Consider the following 20,051-nt stretch of genomic DNA (forward strand, 5'->3'; position numbering starts at 1 on the left):
GACCGCACCGTGCCGCACCGTGCCGACGAGGAGGCCTGGTGAGGCCGCACCGTGCCGAGGAGGAGACCCCGTGAGGCTGCACCGGCTCGACCTCACCGCCTTCGGCCCCTTCGGCGGCACCCAGCGCGTAGACTTCGACGACCTGTCCGCCGCCGGACTGTTCCTGCTGCACGGACCGACCGGCGCGGGCAAGACCTCCGTCCTCGACGCCGTGTGCTACGCGCTGTACGGGGCCGTGCCCGGCGCCCGGCAGAGCGGCCAGGGGCAGAGTCTGCGCAGCGACCACGCGGCCCCGGGGACGAGGACCGAGGTCCGGCTGGAGTTCACCGTCGCCGGACGCCGACTGGAGATCACCCGCCAACCGCCGTGGGAACGCCCGAAGAAGCGCGGCACCGGCATCACGACCGACAAGGCGCAGAGCCTGCTGCGCGAGTACGACGCCAAGGCCGACGCCTGGAAGGATCTCAGCCGCTCCCACCAGGAGATCGGTGAGGAGATCACCCAGCTTCTCGGTATGAGCCGCGAACAGTTCTGCCAGGTCGTGCTGTTGCCCCAGGGCGACTTCGCCCGCTTCCTGCGCGCGGACGCCGAGGCCCGCGGCAAGCTGCTGGGCCGCCTCTTCGACACCCGGCGCTTCGCCGACGTGGAGAAGCACCTCGCCGAGCGGCGCCGGTCGGCGGAGGCCGATGTGCGCGACGGGGACACCGCGTTGCTCGCCGACGCCCACCGGATGCAGCAGGCGGCCGGGGATTCCCTGCCGCTGCCCGATCTGGGGCCCGGCGAGCCCGGACTCGCGGACGCGGTCCTGGCCTGGGCCGCCGTCGCGCGCGGTGACGCCCGTGAACGGCTCACCATCGCGCACTGCGCGCGTACGGCCGCCGAGTCGGCGCGCGCCGCCACCGAGCGCGCCCTGGACGACGTACGCGAGACGGCGCGGCTGCAGCGTCGACACGCCGAAGCCCGGGAGCGGGCCGCGCGGTTGGAGGAGCGGGCCGACGCCCACCGCGAGGCGCGGGCGCGGATGGAGCGTGCCCGCAAGGCCGAGGCCGTGGCGCCCGCCCTGGACCTGCGCGAGGCCGCAGAAGCCGAGCAACGGCGGGCCGCCGCCGGGGAAGCACGCGCGCGTGCCCGGCTTCCGGAGACCTTCGCGGACGCCGGGGCGAGTGGCCTCGCCGCCGCCGCGCGCCGGGCCGCCGAGGAGCTGGGCGGGCTGGAGTCGGCCCGCCGCGCCGAGCGACGCCTGGCCGAACTCACCGCCGAGCGCGCCGACTTGGACCGGGAGGAGCGCGCCGACGAGGCGGTCCTTCAGGACGCGGCCGACTGGCTCGCCGAGTGGGAGCAGACCCGTACGGACCTCCAGGCCCGTATCGACTCCGCACAGGAGGCCGCCACCCGCGCCGAACACCTCGCCGCGCAGCGCGAGAGCGCGCGGCAGCGGCTCGCGGCGGCCCGCCGACGCGACCGGCTCGCCGAGGACACCGACGCGGCCGAGGCCCGCGTCCTCGCCTCGCGCGAACGCGCGTTGACGGCCCACGAACACTGGCTCGACCTCAAGGAGCAGCGACTCAAGGGCATCGCGGCCGAACTCGCCGCCGGACTCACCGACGGCGCACCCTGTGCCGTCTGCGGCGCCACCGAACACCCCGCCCCCGCACGGAAGCTCGCCGGACACGTCGACCGGGAGGCGGAGGAGCGCGCGCTCGCCGCCCATCGCGACGCGGAGCAACGGCGCGCCGAGGATGAGCGGCGCCTCGCCGACGTACGCGAGACACTGGCCGCCGCCACCGCCGAGGCCGGTGCCGCGCCGACCGAGCAACTGGCCGAGCAGGCCGAGGAGTTGGAGCAGTCCTACGGCTCGGCGCGGGAAGGTGCCGCACAACTGCACGCCGCGCAGGAGGAGTTGCGTCGCGCCGAGCAGGAGCGAGAGCGGCGTACCGCGGCCCGGCAGGACGCCGCGCTCCGGACGGCGGCCCGTGCCTCCCGACGCGACGCGCTCGATGACGAACGGGCCGCGCTGGAAGAGGAGTTGAGCCGGGCCCGGGGCGATGTCGGCAGCGTCGCCGAGCGCGCGGCCCGCCTTGAGGAGCAGGCCGCCCTGCTGACCGAGGCGGCCGACGCCGTGCGCGTGGCCGAGGACAGCGCGCACCGCCTCAAGGACGCCGACGCGCGACTCGCCGACGCGGCCTACCGCGCCGGGTTCGACACGCCGTACGACGCGGCTGCCGCCCTCCTCGACGACCAGGCCCACCGCGACCTGCAACACCGGCTGGACGCCTGGCAGCAGGAGGAGGCCGCCGTACGCGCGATCCTCGCCGAGGCCGACACCACGGCCGCCGCCCAGCAGCCGCCCGCCGACCTCCAGGGCGCCGAGCACACCGCGAAGGCCGCGGCCCGCAGGCTCCAGGAGGCGGTGTCCGCCCACGACGCGGCGGTCCGCCGCTGCGCCGAACTCGACCGGCTCTCCGCTCGCGTGACCGCCTCCGTACGGCGCCTGGCGCCGCTGCGCGAGGAGTACGACCGGGTGGCCCGGCTCGCGTCCCTGACGGCCGGTACCTCCGCGGACAACGAGCGCAGGATGCGCCTGGAGTCGTACGTGCTCGCCGCCCGCCTGGAGCAGGTGGCCGCCGCCGCGACCGTACGACTGCGGCGCATGTCCTCGGGCCGCTACACCCTCGTCCACTCCGACGACCGCTCCGGACGGGGCCGCAGCGGCCTCGGGCTGCATGTGGTCGACGCCTGGACCGGGCGGGAACGCGACACGGCGACGCTCTCCGGCGGCGAGACGTTCTTCGCCTCCCTCGCGCTCGCCCTCGGCCTCGCGGACGTCGTCACCGAGGAGGCCGGTGGGGTCCGTCTCGACACGCTGTTCATCGACGAGGGCTTCGGCAGCCTGGACGAGCAGAGCCTGGACGACGTGCTCGACGTGCTCGACTCCCTGCGCGAGCGGGACCGCAGCGTGGGCATCGTCAGCCATGTCGCGGACCTGCGGCGGCGCGTCCACGCCCAACTGGAGGTCGTCAAGGGGCGGACGGGATCGGTGCTGCGGCAACGAGCGCTCGGCTGACGGCCGTTCGGCGAGGTGAAGTGGGGTGAGGTGAGGTTCGGTGAGACGAGGCGTACGGCGCCGACGGCCGGACCCCGGCATGAACCGGGACTGGGACTGGGACCGGGATCGGGACTGGGTCCGGCCGTCGGCGCGTGCGGTCAGAGCCGGGACAGCTCGTCCACCAGGTCGTCCAGACCGAGCGGGCCCTGCGAGAGCGCCGCCATGTGCCAGGCTTTCGCGTCGAACGCGTCGCCATGGCGCTTGCGCGCGTTCTCACGGCCCCGCAGCCAGGCGCGTTCGCCGAGCTTGTAGCCGATCGCCTGACCGGCCATCGAGAGGTAGCGCGTCAGCTCGCTCTCCACGAAGTCCGCCGGACGGCTGCTGTGGGCGCCGAAGAACTCCTGCGCCAGCTCCGGCGTCCAGCGCTCGCCCGGGTGGAACGGCGAGTCCGCCGGGATCTCCAGCTCCAGATGCATACCGATGTCGATGATGACGCGCACCGCCCGCATCATCTGCGCGTCCAGATAGCCGAGCCGCCGCTCCGGGTCCGTAAGGAAGCCCAGCTCGTCCATGAGGCGCTCCGCGTACAGCGCCCAGCCCTCGGCGTTGGCGCTGACCATGCCCACCGTCGCCTGGTAGCGCGAGAGGTCCTCGGCCACGTGCGTCCACTGCGCGAGCTGGAGATGGTGCCCGGGAACACCCTCGTGATACCAGGTCGAGACCAGGTCGTAGACCGGGAACCGGGTCTGCCCCATGGTGGGCAGCCAGGTCCGGCCCGGACGGGAGAAGTCGGCGGACGGGCCCGTGTAGTAGGGGGCCGCAGCGCTGCCGGGCGGCGCGATGCGCGACTCCACCTTGCGGACCCGCTCGGCGAGTTCGAAGTGGGTGCCGTCGAGCGCGTCGATCGCCTCGTCCATCAGGCCCTGCAGCCAGGCGCGGGTCTCGTCCACGCCCTCGATGTGCGTGCCGTGCTCGTCGAGATGCGCGAGCGCCACCCAGGGGGTCTCGGCGCCGGGAAGGACCTTCTCGGCCTCCGCCTTCATCTCGCCGAGGAGGCGGTGGTACTCGGACCAGCCGTACGCGTACGCCTCGTTCAGGTCCAGGCTCGTCCCGTTGAAGTAGCGCACCCAGCGGGCGTAGCGCTCCCGGCCGACGATGTCCGGCGCGCCCTCGACCGCGGGCGCGTACACCGCGCGCATCCAGTCCCGCAGGTCGACGACGGCGGCGGTCGCCGCGCGGGCGGCCTCGTCCAGCTCCGCCCGCAGCGCGTCGGGGCCCTGGGCGGCGAAGTCCTCGAACCAGCCGTGCCCTTGGCCGTCCATGTCCGACCACTCGGTGAGCTGCTCGACGAAGGTCGCGGTCGCGCGCGGCCCGCCGTACAGCTTGCGCTCCAGACCGAGCGCGAGGGACTCGCGGTAGCCGCGCAGCGCGGCCGGTACGGCGCGCAGCCGCTCGGCGACCGCCGACCAGTCCTCCTCCGTCTCGGTGGGGGTCAGGGTGAAGACCGATCGCACGGAGTGGACGGGGGAGTGCAGATTGCTCACCGTCCTGAGGCCCTCTTCGGCCTCGTGCACGGCGAGTTCGGCGGTGAGCCGCTCACGCAGCAGGCGTGCGCAGCGGCGCTCGATGTCGCTGTCCGCGCCGGGACGGCGCTCCGCCTCGTCCAGCCGCGCGAGGGTCTCCCGCGCCAGCTCGGCGAGCGCCTCCTGGCCCGCGGGCGAGGTGTCGGGCAGCTTGCTCGAACTCTCCTTCACACCGAGGTAGGTACCGGTGACGGGGTCGAGGGCGACGAGAGCGTCGACGTACGCGTCGGCGACCTGCCGGGGCAGGGGGCTGTTGATGGTGTCTGACATACCGACCATCCTCATACGGAACCGGGCCTCCGTCACGGGGATTCGGCGCCCGGTGACCGAACAGGCCCGGTGCTACGCCCCGGCGGCGCGGGTCGGCACGGTCTGTCCGGGCGGCAGCAGGGGACCGCAGTCCCACTGCTGGAAGATCAACCGGGTCTCCACGCGCGCCACTTCGCGCCGGGCCGTGAACTCGTCGAGGACCAGGCGTTGGAGGTCCGCCATGTCCGCCACCGTGACATGGACGAGGTAGTCGTCGGGTCCGGTCAGATGGAAGACCGTACGGGACTCGGGCAGCGCCCGGATCCGCTCCACGAACGGGCCCACCAACTCCCTTCGGTGCGGCCGGACCTGGACCGACAGCAGCGCCTGCAGACCGCGCCCGAGCTTCGCCGGGTCGAGCCGCAACTGATGGCCGAGAATCACTCCTGAGCGGCGCAGCCTGGTCACGCGGTCCAGACAGGTCGAGGGCGCGACCCCGACCTGCGCGGCGAGATCGCGATAGGTCGTCCGTGCGTCGTTCTGCAACAGCCGCAGCAGATGGAGATCCACCGGGTCCAGTTGGACGGATTCGGACATGCGCCGAACGTAACACGGGGATCGGCGCCATGACCCCGTCCGGTGTTCAGGCTGCGATCCATGGATTCCCGCACGCATGACGCGTATGCAGCGCAGGACGGACACGCCGCCGGGGGCCGCCCGGCCGGCCGGGCGTTCGCCACCGAGGCCGTGCACGCCGGCCGCGAGGACCTCGCCGAACTGGGGCTGCACGCCCCACCGTTGGACCTCTCCACGACCTACCCCAGCCGCGACAGCCGCGCCGAGGCCGCCCGGCTCGACGCCTTCGCGGCCGACGGCGCGGAGCTGACCGGGCCGCCCGTCTACGGCCGGATCGGCAACCCGACCGTCGCCCGCTTCGAGACGGCGCTGGCCCGGCTCGAAGGCACCGAGGCCGCGGTCGCGTTCGCCAGCGGCATGGCCGCGCTCAGCGCCGTGCTGCTGCTCCGCAACTCGCTAGGGCTGCGTCATGTCGTCGCCGTACGACCGCTGTACGGGTGCAGTGACCATCTGCTGACCGCCGGGCTGCTGGGCTCCGAGGTGACCTGGACCGACCCGGCGGGCATCACGGACGCGCTGCGGCCCGACACCGGACTCGTCATGGTCGAGTCCCCGGCCAACCCGACACTCGCGGAGATCGACCTGCGCGCGATCGCCCACTCCTGCGGATCGGTGCCGCTGCTGGTGGACAACACCTTCGCGACCCCGGTGCTGCAACGGCCTGCCGAGCTGGGGGCGCGCCTGGTGCTGCACAGCGCCACGAAGTACCTGGGTGGGCACGGCGACGTGATGGGCGGCGTCGTGGCCTGCGACGAGGAACTGGCGCGCGGGCTGCGCCAAGTGCGCTTCGCGACGGGCGGGTTGCTTCATCCGCTCGCCGGATACCTGCTGCTGCGCGGCCTGTCGACGCTGCCGGTACGGGTCCGGGCCGCGTCCGCGACCGCCGCCGAACTCGCCCGCCGCCTCGCCGACGACCCGCGCGTCGCCCGCGTCCACTACCCGCGGATCGGGGGCGCGATGATCGCCTTCGAGGTGCACGGCGACCCGCACGCGGTGATCGGCGGGGTCCGGCTGATCACCCCCGCGGTGAGCCTCGGCAGCGTCGACACGCTCATCCAGCACCCGGCCTCCATCAGCCACCGCATCGTCGACGCGGACGACCGCAGGGGCGCCGGCGTCAGCGACCGGCTGCTGCGCCTGTCGGTGGGCCTGGAGGACGTCGAGGACCTGTGGGCCGATCTGCGGGGGGCGTTGGGCGCCGAGCAGGCCGACAACCGTCCGGCCGAGCAGACCGCGGACCGCCCGGCCAAGGAGGTCGCGGGAAGCCAGTGACCGCGCGCGGACTCGGCGGAGCGCCGCGCACCGGGGGATGACTCCGGTGCGCGGCATGCCGTTCGAGCGTACGCGAGCGGGTGGTCTCCCACGGAATCGGAACGATCAATTCCGGCCGACTTCCGTCAGGCTTCGGCCATCCCAAGGCTTCTATGTCACAAGGGAGTTACCGCTAGCGGGCGCGTCACGCGCGCGTGACAGCCGCCAACGCCCGTACACCCTCGCGGATCCGGGAAGGCGACAGATGCGCGTACCCGAGCACCAGCCGCACCGCCTCGTCGGCCACCGTGCCGTACGCCCCGAGCGGACGCACCGCCACCCGGTCCGCCGCCTGTTCCAGGAACCGGTCCCGCGGTCCGTACCGGTCGGGCAGCCGGGCGATGACATGCAGCCCGGCCGCGATCCCGGACACCTCGGTGCCGGGGAAGTGCTCCGCCAGGGCGGCCACCAAGGTGTCGCGGCGCTCCCGGTAGGCGCGTTGACAGCGGCGCAGGTGCCGGTCGTAGTCGCCGCGCTCCACGAACCGGGCCAGCAGCGCCTGGTCGAGGACCGGATGCCCGAGGTCCATGGTCCGTTTGCGTTCGGCGACCTCCTCGGCGAACGCCTCCGGTACGAGCAGCCAGCCGAGCCGCAGCCCCGGCGCGAGCGACTTGCTGACCGAGCCCGTGTACGCGACACGCTCCGGATCGAGTCCCTGCAGCGCGCCCACGGGGGCACGGTCGTACCGGAAGTCCCCGTCGTAGTCGTCCTCGATGACGAGCCCGTCGACGGAGCGGGCCCAGTGCAGCAGTTCGGCGCGCCGACGCGCGGAATACGCGATCCCGGAGGGGAACTGGTGGGCGGGCGTGGTGACAACGGCCCGGACCCGCGACGCGTCCAGGGGCCCGACGGCCAGTCCGTCCTCGTCCAGGGGCAACGGCACGGCGCTGATGCCGAGGGACGCGTACAGGCCACCGTGCTCGGGGCTGCCCGGGTCCTCCACACCCACGGCGCGCACCCCGCGCGCGTGCAGCACACCGCCCAGCAGCGTGATCGCCTGCGCCACCCCGGAGACGACCACGATCCGCTCGGGGTCGGCGACCACGCCGCGGCGCCGCGCGAGCAGCCCCGCGAGCGCGACGCGCAGCCGGGGCAGCCCGCGAGGGTCCGGGTATCCCAGCGAGTGGTGCGGGAGTTCGGCCAGCACCGCGCGGTGGGCCGCCGCCCAGGCCGCCCGCGGGAACAGCGACAGATCCGGGGCGCCCGGCAGGAAGCCCGCGTGGGCCGCGGGGGAGGGGCGCGGGGCGAGGTCGTGGGCGCGGGGGTGCGCCGCCCGCACGGCACCGCTCACCCAGGTCCCCGCGCCCCGGTCGGCACGCAGATACCCCTCGGCGGTCAACTGCTCGTACGCCTCCGTCACCAGCCCCCTCGACACACCGAGATCGGCGGCGAGTTCACGGCTCGACGGCAGCCGTGTGCCCGCGGCCAGCCGCCCCGAGCGGACCGCCTCCCGCAGCGCCTCCCGCAAGGTGCGGCCCCGCGCGCGTGCCGGTGCGCGGGCCGCCGGAAGCAGCAGTTCCCAGGCGGCGGCCCAGGGCGCCGACCCGTCCGGCGCGGAGGGTGCCCGACCGGGCGCCGTTCCCGAAGTGGTCCCCGATGGCGTCATGGAAGTGGACCTTAAACCGGACCGCCGCCCTGCCTAGCGTCGCCCGTATGAACGTCACCACCGCGCGCGGAGCCCTGCTCGCCGCGCTCGCCTGCGTCCTCGTCGGAGGATCCTTCACCGCCAACAGCGTCCTCGGCCACTACCCCTGGGCGGGCGGCCAGTTCCTTCGCTACGCCCTGGCCTGCCTGCTGCTCCTGCCTCTGGTCGGCCGCGGCGGTGCGGCGGCGCTGCGCGGCCTCGGACCCCGCGCGTGGGGGCGCCTCGCCCTGCTCGCCGCGGTCGGGATGGTGGGCTTCAACCTGTCGGTGATCGCCGCCGAACGCTCCGCCGAACCGGCCGTGCCGGGCGTCTTCGTGGGGTGCGCTCCGGTGGTGGTCGCCGTCCTCGTGCCGCTGCTGGCGGGGCGGCGTCCCGCGCGGCAGGTGCTGGGCGGGGCATTGCTGGTGGCCGTCGGCGCGTTCACGGTCCAGGGGTGGGGCCGTACGGACGGCGGCGGCATCGCCTTCTCTCTGTGCGCGCTCGCGGGGGAGGTCGGCTTCGCGGTGCTCGCCGTGCCCGTGGTGCGCCCGCTGGGGCCCAGGCTGCTGTCGGCGACCGTCTGCGGGATCGCGGCCCTGGAGTCGGCGGTGGCCGGAGCGGCCGTGGACGGCGGGAACTGGCTGCGCGTGCCGGACCGTACGGAGGCCGCCGCGCTGCTGTGGCAGGCGGCGGTCGTCACCGTCGTCGGCTTCGTGTGCTGGTACATGGGCCTGCAGCGCCTCGGCGCCGAGCGCGCCACCCTCTTCTCCGGGCTCATCCCGGTCGCCGCCGCCTGTACCGCGCCGATCGTCGGCACCGGCGCCTACGGGCCCGCGCAGGCGGCGGGAAGTGCCCTGGTCGGGGCCGGAGTGGCCGTGGGCTCGGGCGTGTCGGTCCGCAGGCGCCAAGGCTCAGCGGCTGCCGTCCAGGATGACCCGGGCGACCAGCGCCGGGTCGTCGTTCATCGGGACGTGGCCGCAGCCGGGCAGCCGGATCAGCCGGGCCTGCGGGATGAACCGCTTGGCGCGGACGCCCTGGCGGCTCACCAGGACCAGGTCCCTGGTGCCCCACGCGACGGTGACCGGCAGCCCGGCCACATCGTCGGTGAACCGGACGGACGTGCCCGCCCGCAGGCTCTCGGTGAACCCCTCGGCCTGGGCCAGCGCGAGCGTCTCGGCGACGACGGCCTCGGGTGAACGGCGCCCGGGGTGGGCGTAGATCGTGCTCGTCAGCACCGTACGCCCGGCCGCCGTGTGCGACAGCCGCTCCACCACCGGCAGTGGCATGCTCCGCGCGGCCCGGCGCATCGCCGCCAGGACCGTGAACGCGTATCGCCGCTCGGCCGGGGTCCAGAAGCCCGCGGGCGCGAGCGCGGTGACGGACCGTACGAGCTGCGCGCGCCCCAACTCCAGCGCCAGCAGGCCGCCCATGGAGTTGCCCGCCACATGCGGATGCTCGATCCCCAGCGCCTCGCACAGCGCACCGAGCGCGTGCACCTCGGTCGTCAGGTTGTACGGCAGTCCGTCCGGCAGCCCCGGAGAGGCGCCGCAGCCGGGCAGATCGACCGCGATGACGTCCCGCTCGGTGGCGAGGATGTCCATGACCGGGTCCCAGGCCTGGCGGTGATGCCCGATGCCGTGCAGCAGCAGAAGCGGTTCGCCGTGACCCCTGCGGGCGTAGGAGACGGTCACGGCGCGCGGGCCGTGCGCGGAGGGGAGCGGGAAGGAGACGGTGGCGGCCATGGTGCCCATGGTGCGGCGCCACGTCAGGCGGCGCCACCGGCTCGGCGGCCCCTTGTGCTCGGCTTGTGTCCTGCGCGGTGCTCGGCTTGTGTCCGGCGCTACAGCGGTTGCGTCTGGACACGGGCCGAGGACGTCGGATGGGATGGCACGGTGACCATCGACACCGTGACCGATGTCTTCGAGGAGCACCGCAGCGTCCTGATGGGCGTCGCCTACCGCATGCTCGGCCGGATCGCCGACGCCGAGGACGTGGTCCAGGAGGCCTGGCTGCGCTGGTCGGGCGCCGACCGCGACCCCGTCCGCGAACCGCGCGCCTACCTCGTCCGTATCACCACCCGGCTGGCCGTCGACCGGCTGCGTCAACTGCGGGCACGCAACGAGACCTATGTGGGCCCCTGGCTGCCCGAGCCGTACCCCACCGCCTTCGGCGACACCGTCCCGGACACGGCCGAACAAGCCGTGCTCGCCGACTCCGTCTCGCTCGCCGTCCTCGTCGTCCTGGAGTCCCTCTCGCCCCTGGAACGGGCGGTGTTCGTCCTCCGCGAGGCCTTCGGCTACCCCTTCGCGGAGATCGCCACCACCCTGGACCGCAGCGAGGCCGCGGTGCGCCAACTCGCCGCACGCGCGCGCAAGCACGTCGACGAACGGCGCCCGCGCTACGAGGTCGACCCGGCCCAACGCCGCGATCTGACCGAGCGGTTCCTCGCCGCCTCGGCCGAGGGCGACCTCGACGGACTGATGCGGCTGCTCGCCCCGGACGTCAAGCTGATCGGCGACAGCGGCGGCCACGCCAAGGCCCCGCTGCGGATCATGGAGAGCGCCGACAAGGTCGGCCGCTTCATGGCCGCCGTCGGCAGCCAGGGCCTCCCGGACGTGTCGTTCCACTTCCTGGAGGTCAACGGCGCTCCGGCCCTGCTGCTCAGGTCCGGTGGCAGGCCCGACACCCTCCTCCAGATGGACGTCGCCGACGGGCGCGTGCAGTGCCTCTACCTCATCCGCAACCCCGAGAAGCTGGCACACCTGCCCCGGCAGTAGCGGACGGCCCCAGGACGGCGAGGCCCGTGTTCGTGCGTGTTCACGAGCGCGGGCCTCGCCGTCGTCCGCTGCGGCAGTGACGGTGGCATCGCCTGCGGCATCGGCCTCGCGAACGTCGCGTGAACGCTTCGCGGCGGGGCGTCCGCGCGCACCGCGGGGGATCGAGAATTGGTCTTGACCAAGGGTGGGGGCCGCCTTATCGTCGCTGAGAAGTGCAACAACCTTTCATAAACAAGGGCGCTGAAACGCCGTCCGGGTCACGGCGATTGCGGAGGACAGGGTGGGGACCACGCAGCTCGAATCGGTGCCGGAGCCGAAGTACTGGCAGCTCAGGACCGTGCTCACCGAAGCACTCGACTCCGAGTTCTCCGTGGGCGAGATCCTGCCCAACGAACGCGACCTCGCGGCCCGCTTCGGCGTCGCCCGTGCCACCCTCCGCCAGGCCCTCGAACAGCTCGAACTGGAAGGCCGGTTGCAGCGCCGCCGCGGCGTCGGCACCACGGTCGCCCCGCCGCGCGTCGGCGTGGCCGTCGGATCCGCGCAGCACACGTGGCCGGGCGCGGCCGACGACGCCTGGCAGCCCACCGACTGCGTGCTCGCCCCACCGCCCGCCGCGGTCGCCGACCTCCTGGAGACCGGCCGGGACGAGCCGGTGCACACCGTGCGCCGCTCCCGGACGACGCACATCCAGCCCGTCGCCACCGAACTGCTCTATGTCCCGCGCTCGTCGGTGCCCGCCCTGCCCGCGATCGACACGCCCTCGGGCGCCGCCCGCGCGCGTGCCGTGCTGCGCGAACTCCAGCGCCTGCCCCTGGAGGGCCAGGACCAGTCCGTCGAACTGGGCTCGGCGGGCGCCGAGGACGCGCGCGAACTCGACCGGCTGCCCGGCGCCCCCGTCCTCCTCGTCACCACCCGCTTCCACACCGCGGGGCGTACGGCGGCCGTCTCCATGGCGACGTACCGCGCCGACACGTGCCGACTGACCTTCGGCGCCTTCGGCGGCGTCGAGATCCACCACGACCCGCAGCGCCACGCCTCCTGACCGCGCGAGGGACCAGGGGAGGCCGGTTCACCGCCGCGCCGTCGCCGTGCCCTCCACCGCGAACAACTGTTCCTCCACATGGTCCAGCGCCAGCCGCAGCGCCCCCGTCGCCACGGCGGCCTCGCCCAGCCGCGACAGGGTCACCTTCGGCGGGCGCAGACAGTAGCGGGCCAACTCCTCGCGCAGCGGGTCCAGTACGCCGTCCAGGCCCGCCGCCCAGCCACCGATGACCACCAGCTCGGGGTCGAGGGCCAGTACGAGCGCCGCCACGTCGTGCACCAGCCGCTGGAAGAAGCGGTCCACGGCCGCGCCCGCCCGCAGATCGCCCTCGCGGGCGAGCGCGAACACATCGGCGACCTGCTGTTCGTCCAGCGGCTTCAACGGCTCGTCCGTGGTCGAGAGCAGCGTCTCCGGGGCCGCCTCACGGCCGAGCAGATGCAACGCGCCGATCTCCCCGGCCGCGCCGCCGAAGCCCCGGTGCAGCCGTCCGCCGATCAGCGAGCCGGCGCCGGGACTCAGCCCCGCCAGGACGAACACGATGTCGTCGGAGTCGACGGCCGCGCCCTTCCAGTGCTCGGCGACGGCCGCCGCGTTGGCGTCGTTCTCGACCAGCACCGGGCACTTGAAGGAACGGCTGAGCCGCTCGCCCAGCCGCAGCCCGGTCCACTCCGGCAGCGCCATGCCGAGGCGCACCGTGCCGTCCGCCTCCACGATGCCGGGGCTGCCCACCCCGACCGCGCGCAGCGACCCCCGCGCCACACCGCAGCGGCGCAGCAACTCGGCGACCGTGCCGCGCAGCCGCTCAAGACGCTCGTCGGCCGGAGCCGTCTCGGCGACCTCCTTGGAGAGCGTGCCGAGCTCCCGGCCGTCCAGGTCGGCGAGCACCGCGGTCACCCGGTGCGCCCCCACGTCCAGGCCCAGCAGATGGCCCGCCTCGGCCCGGAACCGGAACCGCCGCGCGGGCCGCCCCTGCCGCCGGGCAGCACCCTCCTCGGCGGCCTTCTCCACCACCAGCCCGACCTCGATCAGCCCCTCGACCACGCCCTCGACGGTCGGCCGGGACAGCCCCGTCACCCGGGTGATCTCGGTCAGCGTCGCACAGTCCACGGCACGCAGCGCGTGCAGCACCACCGCCGAGTTGATCCGTCGCAGCAGAGAGGGATCCCCGCCGGTCAGCCGCCCCAACGTCCGTCCTCCCAGCTCGTGCGCGTGTTGGGGCGGATCGTACTCGGCGCCGCGCGCGCCCGCGAGGGCCGGTCCCACCGGATCAGCCCGGCGCGACGAACCCCGACTCGTACGCGGCGATCACCGCCTGGGTGCGGTCACGCGCGCCGAGCTTGGCCAGGACCGCGCTGACATGGGACTTGACCGTCTCCGTGCCCACCACGAGACGGGCGGCGATCTCCGCGTTGGCGAGCCCGCGCGCCATCAGCCGCAGCACCTCCGCCTCCCGCTCGGTCAGCCTGGCCCGCTCCAGGACGGCGCGCGCGGGCCGGTTGCCGCCACGGTCGCCGAACCGGGCGGCGAGCTGCCGCAGGGAGGCGGGGAACAGCAGCGACTCGCCCTCGGCGACCGTGCGGACCGCGTTCACGATCTCGGCGGGGCGGGCCCGCTTGAGGAGGAACCCGTCGGCGCCCGCGCGCAGCGCCTCGTACACGTACTCGTCCTCCTCGAAGGTGGTCACCACGAGGATCTTCGGCGGGTCGGCCACCGTACGCAGCACCGCGCGCGTGGCCTCGATCCCGTCCAGCAGCGGCATCCGTACGTCCATCGCGACGACATCGGGCCGCAGTCGACGCACCAGCGGGATGACCGCCGCCCCGTCCGCCGCCTCGCCCACCACCTCGATGTCGGGCTGTGCCTCCAGCACGGCCCGAAGACCCGTACGGACCAGGGGTTCGTCGTCGACGAGGAGTACGGTGACCGGCATTCGGCCAGCCTAGATCAACTCAGCGGCAGCTCGACGCGCACCTGCCAGTCCCCTTCCGCCGGGCCGGTCAGCGCGCTGCCGCCGAGCAGGGCCGCCCGCTCGCGAATGCCCCGCAGACCGCTGTCCCGCGTGGGCTCGGGGAACGGGGTCGGCAGCGTATTGCGTACCTGGAGGAGGAGTTGGTCGTCCGAGACCGCGACGCGGACCCGCACGGGGACGGTGCCCGCGTGCCGCAGGACGTTCGTCAGCGACTCCTGGAGGATGCGGTAGCCCTCGCGCGAGACCGGCCCCGGCAACGCCGTGAGCCGACCGGTCACTTCCGCGTCCACCGTCGCCCCCGAGGCCCGCGCCGACTCCAGAAGCCGGTCCGCGTCCGCCAGCGTGGGCCGCGCGCTCGCCGGGCGCTCGCTCTCGCGGAGGACGCCCAGCACCCGTTCCAGATCCGCGAGCGCGGCCCGGCCGGTCTCCTCGATGGCGCTCAGTGCCCGATCGGTGAACTCCGGATCACCCGCCGCGCGCGCCGCACCGGCCTGCACCACCGCCACCGTCAGGGCGTGCCCGATCGAGTCGTGCAACTCCCGTGCGATCCGCGTGCGTTCGAGCAACTGCTCGGTGCGCTCCTCCAGGGCGGCCAGCCGCTCGGCGGCGGACGGCCCGAGCAGCTTGCGCGCGCAGACCGTGACCAGTGCGCCCAGGCCGACGATCGCGCCGTACGTGACGAGCAGCGGGAGCGGTGCCAGCAGGGCCCAGGCGCGGGACGGCGGCAGTCGGTCCAGGAGCGGGAGGTCGGACGGCGTGTATCCCCAGGCGCACCGCGCCAGTTCGACCGCGGCGACGGGCGGCCACACCGACGCGAAGCAGGCCACCCAGCCGAGCACCCAGCGCAACTCCAGCCACACCACCGTACGCAGCCGGTCCCGCCAACTCGCGGACGGCACCTCGGAGATGCCGCAGTCCGGCACACCGGGCGTCAGCAGCAGCCGCGCCTGCACCCCCTCGCCCATCCGGACGGAGGGCAGCAGACCCACCGGGGCGAGCACCAGGGCGGGCACCCACGGGCGCGACGGATCGACGAAGAGCCACACGCTCGCCACCAGCATGGGCACCCACAGATGCAGCAGCCGCGTGTACGTCGTCCCGAGCACGAGCGGGCGCAGAATGCGAACCATGAGGAGATCGTCGCAGGTCGGCCCGGTGGGCGACCTCCCCCGCAGGGGGGAGACGATCTCCACCGGCGGGGGAGTCGCGGGCTGCCGCGAACCGACAGGCTGACGCCATGACCGACATCGACGTACGAGACCTCACCAAGGAGTACGGCGCCCGGCGTGCGGTGGACGAGCTGACCTTCCGCGTCCGCCCCGGCCGCGTCACCGGCTTCCTCGGCCCCAACGGCGCCGGCAAGTCCACCACCATGAGGCTCCTCCTCGGCCTCGACCGGCCCACCTCGGGCACCGCCACCATCGGCGGCCGGGCCTACGCCGAACTCCACGAGCCGCTGCGCCGGGTGGGCGCCCTGCTGGACGCCGGCGCCGCGCACGGCTCCCGCACCGCCCGCGACCATCTGCGGGCCCTCGCCGCGAGCAACCGCATCCCCGTCGGACGGGTCGACGCGGTGCTGGAGCAGACCGGCCTCGCCGAGGTGGCCCGGCGCCGGGTGAAGACCTACTCCCTCGGCATGCGCCAGCGGCTCGGCATCGCCGCGGCTTTGCTCGGCGACCCCGAGGTGATCGTCCTGGACGAGCCCTCCAACGGTCTCGACCCCGAGGGCATCATCTGGATCCGCACACTGCTGAAGGACCTCGCCGCCGAGGGTCGTACCGTGCTGGTCTCCAGCCATCTGATGAACGAGACCGCCTCGTTCGCCGACCACTTGGTGATCCTCGGCCGGGGCCGCCTCCTCGCGGACACCCCCGTACAGGAGTTCATCCGGGCACGCGTCCAGCCCGAGGTCAGGGTCCGCAGCATCGACCCCGACGCGCTCGGCGACCTGCTCGTCCGGCACGGCCACGACGCCACCCGGCACGAGGACGGCGCGTGGAGCGTACGGAACGCGCCCGCCGAGGAACTCGGCCGCCTGCTGGCCGAGGAGGGTGTGCCCGTACTGGAACTCGCCGCCCGGGAAGGCACCTTGGAGCAGGCCTACCTCGATCTGACCGCTACCGAAGCCGAGTTCACCGCCCAGCCCCAGGAGGCCTGACCATGTCGTTCACCCCGGCTCTGCGCGCCGAACTGATCAAGATCCGGACCCTGCGTTCGCTCGTGGGCTCCCTGGCCGCGATCCTGCTCACCACCGTCGCGTTCTCCGCGCTCTTCTCGGCCTCCTCCGACAAGAACGAACCGGACCAGTTGTTCAGGACGTTCTTCGGCATCAACTTCGGGGAGATCGCCGCCATCGCCTTCGGCGCGACGGCCGTGGCGGGGGAGTTCCAGGGCGGCGCGCTGCGGCTGACCCTGGCGGCCATGCCGGACCGGCTGCGCTGGTTCGCCGCCAAGGCCACGGCCGTCGCGCTGCCCGCGCTGGCCGTCGGACTGCTCACCGGAGTGGTGACGGCCGTGGTCGGCAAGGCGGCCTTCGGTGACTTGGGCCCGAGTTGGGGCCAAGCGCTGCGCGGGGCCCTCGGCTGTGGGCTGCAGCTCACGCTGATGGCGCTGTTCGCGGCGGGACTTGCCGCTGTGCTGCGCAGTGGCGTCGCGACCCTCTCGATCCTGATCCCGTTCCTGCTGATCGTGTCGTTCGTCGTGGGCGACCTGTCCGGCAGCGTCGCCGACTTCCTGCCCGACCGCGCCGGCCAGATCGCCCTGCACAGCACGTGGGACGGTTCCCTGGGCCCCTGGACCGGCCTCGCGGTCTCCGCGCTGTGGGCGGCGGCGGCCCTGGTCGCGGGCGCCTGGACGCTCCAGCGCAGGGACGCCTGACGCCCGGCCGCGCCCGGCTACTCCTGCGCGGCCACCCGCAGCCGGGCGTACTCCTCCGCCATGGTGGCCGCCGTCCAACGGGCGTTCAGCCCACTGGGGTTGGGCAGGACCCAGATCCGGGTGGCGCCGATGGTCCGCTGCTGCGGGCCGATGGTGGCCTTGCGCTCGCCGAAGGCCGCCCGGTACGCGGTGACGCCGACCACGGCCAGCCAGCGGGGCCGCAGCCGCTCCACCTTCGCACCGAGGAGCCGCCCGCCCTCCCGGTACTCCTCGGCGCTCAACTCGTCGGCCCGCGCGGTCGCCCGCGCCACCACGTTCGTGATCCCGAGCCCATGCGCGAGCAACTCGCCCTGCTCGGACGGCTCGAACCGCCGGGGTGTGAAGCCGGACAGATGCAGCACGGGCCAGAAGCGGTTGCCGGGGCGGGCGAAGTGATGGCCCGTCGCGGCCGTCGTGAGGCTCGGGTTGATACCGCAGAACAGGACGGTGAGGCCGTCCGCGACCACGTCCGGCACCGGACGGTCGCGGGCGGCCTCCGACTCCTCCCGGGTGAACCGGGTCAGAGGATCGCCCCCGGCGTGTAGCCGGCCGCCTCGGGGTGCTGCTTCATGATCTCCTCGACCCGGCCGACGACCGTCGCGACCTGGTCGGCCGCGGCGCCCGTGAAGGACAGCTTGTCGGCCATCAGTGCCGCCAACTCCTTGCGGTCGAGCGGCAGTCGCTCGTCGGCGGCCAGCTTGTCGAGCAGGTCGTTGCGCTCCGCGCCCTGCTCGCGCATGGCGAGCGCGGTGGCGACGGCGTTCTCCTTGATCGCCTCGTGCGCGACCTCGCGGCCGACCCCGGCGCGCACGGCGCCCATGAGTACCTTGGTCGTGGCGAGGAACGGCAGATAGCGGTCCAGCTCACGGGCAACGACGGCGGGGAAGGCACCGAACTCGTCGAGCACCGTCAGGAACGTCTCCAGCAGACCGTCCAGCGCGAAGAACGCGTCCGGCAGCGCCACCCGGCGCACCACCGAACAGGACACGTCGCCCTCGTTCCACTGGTCGCCCGCCAGCTCGCCGGTCATCGAGGCGTAGCCGCGCAGGATGACCATCAGGCCGTTGACGCGCTCGCAGGAGCGGGTGTTCATCTTGTGCGGCATCGCGGAGGAGCCGACCTGGCCCGGCTTGAAGCCCTCGGTGACCAGCTCGTGCCCGGCCATCAGCCGGACCGTCTTCGCCAGCGAGGAGGGTGCGGCGGCCAACTGCACCAGCGCGGTGACGACTTCGTAGTCGAGCGAGCGCGGGTAGACCTGGCCGACCGAGGTGAACGCCTGCGAGAAGCCCAGGTGCCCGGCGATCCGCCGCTCCAGCTCGGCCAGTTTGCCCGCGTCGCCGCCGAGCAGGTCCAGCATGTCCTGCGCCGTGCCGACCGGGCCCTTGATGCCGCGCAGCGGGTAGCGGCCCAGCAGCTCCTCGATCCGGGCGTACGCGACGAGCAGTTCGTCGGTGGCGGTGGCGAAGCGCTTGCCGAGGGTGGTGGCCTGCGCGGCCACGTTGTGGGAGCGGCCGGCCATGACCAGCTCCGCGTACTCGCCCGCGAGCCGGGCCAGACGGGCCAGTACGGCCACCGTGCGGTCGCGCATCAGCTCCAGCGAGAGCCGGATCTGCAACTGCTCGACGTTCTCCGTCAGGTCCCGGGAGGTCATGCCCTTGTGCACGTGCTCATGCCCGGCGAGCGCGTTGAACTCCTCGATCCGCGCCTTCACATCGTGCCGGGTGACCTTCTCGCGCTCGGCGATCGAGGCGAGGTCGACCTGGTCGAGGACGCGCTCGTAGTCGGCGATCGCCGCGTCCGGCACCTCGATGCCCAGGTCCTTCTGGGCGCGCAGCACGGCGAGCCAGAGCTGCCGCTCCAGCCTCACCTTCTGCTCGGGGGACCAGAGCGTGGCGAGCTCGGCGGAGGCGTACCGTCCGGCGAGGACGTTCGGGATACGGGGCTTTGCGGGCGCAGCAGTCACGTAGACAGATTCTACTGGCGATTCGTGCAGGCCAGCGCCGCGGGCGGGTTCGGCGGAACCTACGAGAGCCCGGTCACGGTCGGTGGCCGGGTGCGGTCGGGCCCTCGTACGGCAGCAGGTCCGGGCGCTTGGCCGGGAGGCCGTCGCCCGACGAGCGGCCCGTCAGCCGTCGCCCTATCCACGGCAGCAGATACTGCCGGGTGAAGCGGACGTCCTCGGTCCGGCGGGCGATCCAGTGCGGGCGCGCGGTCGCGGGCGGGGGCGTGCGCCAGTGCGGGTCCTGCGCCTCGTAGCCGAGCGTCTGCCAGACGGCCTCCGCGACCCGGCGGTGCCCGTCGGCCGTCAGATGCAGCCGGTCCACGTCCCACAGGCGCGGGTCGGCCAGCGACGGGGCGCCGTACAGGTCGACCACGAGCGTGCCGTGCCGTGCGGACAGCTCGTCGACGCAGGCGAACAGCTCCTCCATGCGGGGCCGGAAGCGTTCGAGGACCGGGCCCTGGCGGCCGGGGCTGCGCATCAGGACGAGCCGCTCGCACGACGGGGCCAGCCGCTCGACGGCCTCCGTCAGCAGCCCGCGTACGCGCCCCATGTCGCACTTGGGCCGCAGCGCGTCGTTGAGCCCGCCGACCAGCGTGATCACATCGGGGCGCATCGCGGCGGCGAGGTCCACCTGCTCGTCGACGATCTGCCCGATCAGCTTGCCGCGCACGGCGAGGTTGGCGTACCGGAATCCGGGTGTCCGCGCGGCCATCCGGCCCGCGAGCACATCGGCCCAGCCGCGGTAGGAGCCGTCGGGCAGCCGGTCCGACATGCCCTCGGTGAAGGAGTCGCCGACCGCGACCAGGCTGGTGTAGGTGGGGTTCGTCTGCATGGCGCCGTCGATGGTATCCCGCACACATACCCGCCGGTCGGTCACCCTCCGCGCGCACCCCTGA

The 20,051-nt window shown here is 73.8% G+C and carries 16 protein-coding genes and 1 pseudogene; 7 read left to right on the forward strand and 10 right to left on the reverse strand.

Annotated elements, in window-relative coordinates; genetic code table 11:
- Nucleotides 1-70: 70 nt before the first annotated feature.
- Nucleotides 71-3,064 (forward strand): AAA family ATPase, encoded by a 2,994-nt coding sequence (locus NGF19_RS09390; RefSeq protein ID WP_252423998.1) that lies wholly within the window; start codon nucleotides 71-73, stop codon nucleotides 3,062-3,064.
- A gap of 140 nt (nucleotides 3,065-3,204) precedes the next feature.
- Here the strand turns inward: NGF19_RS09390 and NGF19_RS09395 are convergent, their stop codons facing one another.
- Together NGF19_RS09395 and NGF19_RS09400 are read right to left on the reverse strand one after the other, a co-directional pair.
- Nucleotides 3,205-4,899, reverse strand: coding sequence for a DUF885 domain-containing protein (locus tag NGF19_RS09395; RefSeq protein WP_252424008.1), 1,695 nt, complete (start codon nucleotides 4,897-4,899; stop codon nucleotides 3,205-3,207).
- 72 nt (nucleotides 4,900-4,971) lie between these two features.
- Nucleotides 4,972-5,475: an Lrp/AsnC family transcriptional regulator gene (locus tag NGF19_RS09400; RefSeq protein WP_252424009.1), complete on the reverse strand. Its 504-nt coding sequence runs from the start codon at nucleotides 5,473-5,475 to the stop codon at nucleotides 4,972-4,974.
- Between the two features lie 60 nt (nucleotides 5,476-5,535).
- Between NGF19_RS09400 and NGF19_RS09405 the strand changes: the two genes are divergently transcribed.
- Nucleotides 5,536-6,786, forward strand: a complete 1,251-nt coding sequence (locus tag NGF19_RS09405) for a trans-sulfuration enzyme family protein (protein WP_252424010.1) — start codon at nucleotides 5,536-5,538, stop codon at nucleotides 6,784-6,786.
- A 184-nt stretch (nucleotides 6,787-6,970) separates the two neighbouring features.
- Here the strand turns inward: NGF19_RS09405 and pdxR are convergent, their stop codons facing one another.
- Entirely contained in the window at nucleotides 6,971-8,431 is a 1,461-nt protein-coding gene (pdxR, locus tag NGF19_RS09410) for a MocR-like pyridoxine biosynthesis transcription factor PdxR (RefSeq protein WP_252424011.1), read from the reverse strand.
- Between the two features lie 47 nt (nucleotides 8,432-8,478).
- Between pdxR and NGF19_RS31280 the strand changes: the two are divergent.
- Nucleotides 8,479-8,835 (forward strand): annotated as a pseudogene (locus tag NGF19_RS31280) (EamA family transporter); the annotation flags it as partial.
- Nucleotides 8,836-9,360: 525 nt separating this feature from the next.
- On the opposite strand, the gene NGF19_RS09420 reads toward NGF19_RS31280, so the two are convergent.
- Nucleotides 9,361-10,191 (reverse strand): alpha/beta fold hydrolase, encoded by an 831-nt coding sequence (locus NGF19_RS09420; protein ID WP_252424012.1) that lies wholly within the window; start codon nucleotides 10,189-10,191, stop codon nucleotides 9,361-9,363.
- Between the two features lie 150 nt (nucleotides 10,192-10,341).
- Here NGF19_RS09420 and NGF19_RS09425 point away from each other — a divergent pair, with 150 nt between their 5' ends.
- On the forward strand, nucleotides 10,342-11,226 hold the full coding sequence (locus NGF19_RS09425) for an RNA polymerase sigma-70 factor (protein WP_252424013.1): 885 nt from the start codon (nucleotides 10,342-10,344) through the stop codon (nucleotides 11,224-11,226).
- A 280-nt stretch (nucleotides 11,227-11,506) separates the two neighbouring features.
- Nucleotides 11,507-12,268 carry a GntR family transcriptional regulator gene (locus NGF19_RS09430; protein ID WP_252424014.1) on the forward strand — a complete coding sequence of 254 codons (762 nt, stop codon included), beginning with the start codon at nucleotides 11,507-11,509 and terminating at the stop codon, nucleotides 12,266-12,268.
- 27 nt (nucleotides 12,269-12,295) lie between these two features.
- Here NGF19_RS09430 and NGF19_RS09435 read toward each other — a convergent pair whose 3' ends face one another.
- The 3 genes from NGF19_RS09435 to NGF19_RS09445 form a co-directional block, all read right to left on the reverse strand.
- Nucleotides 12,296-13,453 carry an ROK family transcriptional regulator gene (locus tag NGF19_RS09435; RefSeq protein WP_252424326.1) on the reverse strand — a complete coding sequence of 386 codons (1,158 nt, stop codon included), beginning with the start codon at nucleotides 13,451-13,453 and terminating at the stop codon, nucleotides 12,296-12,298.
- 82 nt (nucleotides 13,454-13,535) lie between these two features.
- Complete coding sequence (locus NGF19_RS09440) at nucleotides 13,536-14,198, reverse strand: response regulator transcription factor (protein ID WP_252424015.1); 663 nt, start codon at nucleotides 14,196-14,198, stop codon at nucleotides 13,536-13,538.
- Nucleotides 14,199-14,212: 14 nt separating this feature from the next.
- Nucleotides 14,213-15,367 carry a sensor histidine kinase gene (locus tag NGF19_RS09445; RefSeq protein ID WP_252424016.1) on the reverse strand — a complete coding sequence of 385 codons (1,155 nt, stop codon included), beginning with the start codon at nucleotides 15,365-15,367 and terminating at the stop codon, nucleotides 14,213-14,215.
- A gap of 107 nt (nucleotides 15,368-15,474) precedes the next feature.
- On the opposite strand from NGF19_RS09445, the gene NGF19_RS09450 reads away from it, so the two are divergent.
- Nucleotides 15,475-16,395, forward strand: coding sequence for an ABC transporter ATP-binding protein (locus NGF19_RS09450; RefSeq protein WP_252424017.1), 921 nt, complete (start codon nucleotides 15,475-15,477; stop codon nucleotides 16,393-16,395).
- 2 nt (nucleotides 16,396-16,397) lie between these two features.
- Nucleotides 16,398-17,114, forward strand: a complete 717-nt coding sequence (locus tag NGF19_RS09455) for an ABC-2 transporter permease family protein (protein WP_252424019.1) — start codon at nucleotides 16,398-16,400, stop codon at nucleotides 17,112-17,114.
- Between the two features lie 17 nt (nucleotides 17,115-17,131).
- On the opposite strand, the gene mug is transcribed toward NGF19_RS09455, so the two are convergent.
- The 3 genes from mug to NGF19_RS09470 all read right to left on the reverse strand — a co-directional run bounded on the left by mug (nucleotide 17,132) and on the right by NGF19_RS09470 (nucleotide 19,987).
- Nucleotides 17,132-17,677: a G/U mismatch-specific DNA glycosylase gene (gene mug, locus NGF19_RS09460; RefSeq protein ID WP_252424328.1), complete on the reverse strand. Its 546-nt coding sequence runs from the start codon at nucleotides 17,675-17,677 to the stop codon at nucleotides 17,132-17,134.
- A complete protein-coding gene (gene purB / locus NGF19_RS09465) occupies nucleotides 17,674-19,116 on the reverse strand; it encodes an adenylosuccinate lyase (protein WP_252424021.1) in 1,443 nt (480 codons plus the stop codon). Before purB ends, mug begins: the two co-directional genes overlap by 4 nt.
- A gap of 73 nt (nucleotides 19,117-19,189) precedes the next feature.
- Nucleotides 19,190-19,987, reverse strand: coding sequence for an SGNH/GDSL hydrolase family protein (locus NGF19_RS09470; protein WP_252424023.1), 798 nt, complete (start codon nucleotides 19,985-19,987; stop codon nucleotides 19,190-19,192).
- Between the last annotated feature and the right edge of the window lie 64 nt (nucleotides 19,988-20,051).

Origin of the sequence: Streptomyces macrolidinus, assembly GCF_023887685.1 — a bacterium.
GTDB lineage: Bacteria > Actinomycetota > Actinomycetes > Streptomycetales > Streptomycetaceae > Streptomyces > Streptomyces macrolidinus.

Coding starts and splice junctions, on each gene's coding strand:
- NGF19_RS09400 (WP_252424009.1), bottom strand. CDS start 5,475: ATGTCCGAATCCGTCCAACTGGACCCGGTGGATCTCCATCTGCTGCGG.
- pdxR (WP_252424011.1), bottom strand. CDS start 8,431: ATGACGCCATCGGGGACCACTTCGGGAACGGCGCCCGGTCGGGCACCC.
- NGF19_RS09470 (WP_252424023.1), bottom strand. CDS start 19,987: ATGCAGACGAACCCCACCTACACCAGCCTGGTCGCGGTCGGCGACTCC.
- NGF19_RS09395 (WP_252424008.1), bottom strand. CDS start 4,899: ATGTCAGACACCATCAACAGCCCCCTGCCCCGGCAGGTCGCCGACGCG.
- NGF19_RS09440 (WP_252424015.1), bottom strand. CDS start 14,198: ATGCCGGTCACCGTACTCCTCGTCGACGACGAACCCCTGGTCCGTACG.
- NGF19_RS09455 (WP_252424019.1), top strand. CDS start 16,398: ATGTCGTTCACCCCGGCTCTGCGCGCCGAACTGATCAAGATCCGGACC.
- NGF19_RS09445 (WP_252424016.1), bottom strand. CDS start 15,367: ATGGTTCGCATTCTGCGCCCGCTCGTGCTCGGGACGACGTACACGCGG.
- NGF19_RS09420 (WP_252424012.1), bottom strand. CDS start 10,191: ATGGCCGCCACCGTCTCCTTCCCGCTCCCCTCCGCGCACGGCCCGCGC.
- NGF19_RS09405 (WP_252424010.1), top strand. CDS start 5,536: ATGGATTCCCGCACGCATGACGCGTATGCAGCGCAGGACGGACACGCC.
- NGF19_RS09450 (WP_252424017.1), top strand. CDS start 15,475: ATGACCGACATCGACGTACGAGACCTCACCAAGGAGTACGGCGCCCGG.